The 1,377-nt window shown below is 60.6% G+C and carries 1 pseudogene; it reads left to right on the top strand.

The features are described from left to right. Positions 1-301: 301 nt before the first annotated feature. Positions 302-1,284: pseudogene (locus YU1_RS31400) on the top strand (IS481 family transposase). Positions 1,285-1,377 lie beyond the last annotated feature (93 nt).

Genomic DNA, 1,377 nt, shown 5'->3' with positions numbered 1-1,377 from the left:
ACGTTACAAAACTCCGGCGGCGCACCCAGCCCGCCGCCGTGAGTAGGGGCCGGAAACTCTAACGGCCGGCGGTCCAAGAAATGGTCTCGGATCAACCAACCGCCAGGGCGAACTCAGAGCTGGATAAAGGCTGGGGGCAACGTCAGACGGGTTCTCTGCGAGGGTGAGTGCTTCATCGGCAACGTGCCCGAGATCGATCCGGCAACCCGCTTCACCTACAGCTATGACATGGCCGCCGTCCGTGACTGTTTGATCCCGGGCTTTGATGGTGCAGTCTTTCGCAGGAATGGAAGGGTGCGCTATGGGCGAGGTTCTACACGGAAGCGCCACGACGACAGAGGCGATCCGTCGAGCGATACAGCATAGTCAAGAGAGCCTGAGGGCGCTAGCGAAGCGCTATGGCATCAATCAGAAGACCGTCGCGATGTGGAAGAGACGCACTTCGTCCGCCGATCTGCCGACTGGTCCGAAAGAGGCGAGATCGACCGTGCTCTCGGTCGAGGAGGAGGCGGTGATCGTCGCCTTTCGGCGCTATACGCTGCTGCCGTTGGACGACTGCCTCTACGCGCTGCAGCCGACGATTCCGCATCTGACGCGCTCGTCACTGCATCGCTGCCTCCAGCGCCATGGCATCGGCCGGCTGCCCGATATCGAGGGCGACAAGCCAGCGAAGAGGAAGTTCAAGGCCTATCCGATTGGCTATTTCCACATCGACATCGCGGAAGTGCGCAGCGCACAGGGCAAGCTGCACATGTTCGTCGCCATCGACCGCACGTCGAAGTTCGCCTTCGTCGAGCTGAACGAGAAGGCCGCCACTGCCGTCTCCTGCTGCGCCTGATCGAAGCGGTTCCCTACAAGATCCACGCCGTGCTGCCCGACAACGGCATCCAGTTCACGACGCCCGGTGCCGGCGGATCGGCCGTGCCGCTGATCAGGGAGGCAATGGCCAATGGAGAGTTCTTCCGAGCTCATGCCTTCGAATACGCCTGCGCCATGAACGACATCGACCATCGTACGACCAAGGCCAAGCACCCGTGGACCAATGGCCAAGTCGAGCAACTGAAGCGGACCATCAAGGATGCCATCGTCAAGCGCTTCTACTACGAGAGCCATGATCAATTGCGTCGGTATCTCGCCGACTTCATCACCTCCTACAACTTCGCCCGCAGGCTTAAGACGCTCGGCGGCCTCACACCCTACGAGTTCATCTGCAAACGCTGGATGATCGAGCCCGATAGGTTCAAGCTCGATCCAACCCATCAAACTCCGGGACTAAACATCTAGCGATGCACCGGTCGATCTGGGTGATCTGAGAGCTGAGCAGTTCGATGAACGCCACGATCTGGGCGCCGATCTCCTCCTGGCCGGCGCTGTGGC

It is taken from the genome of Azorhizobium doebereinerae UFLA1-100, assembly GCF_000473085.1.
GTDB classification, from domain to species: Bacteria; Pseudomonadota; Alphaproteobacteria; order Rhizobiales; family Xanthobacteraceae; genus Azorhizobium; species Azorhizobium doebereinerae.
This window is presented reverse-complemented; position numbering and strand designations above follow the sequence as displayed.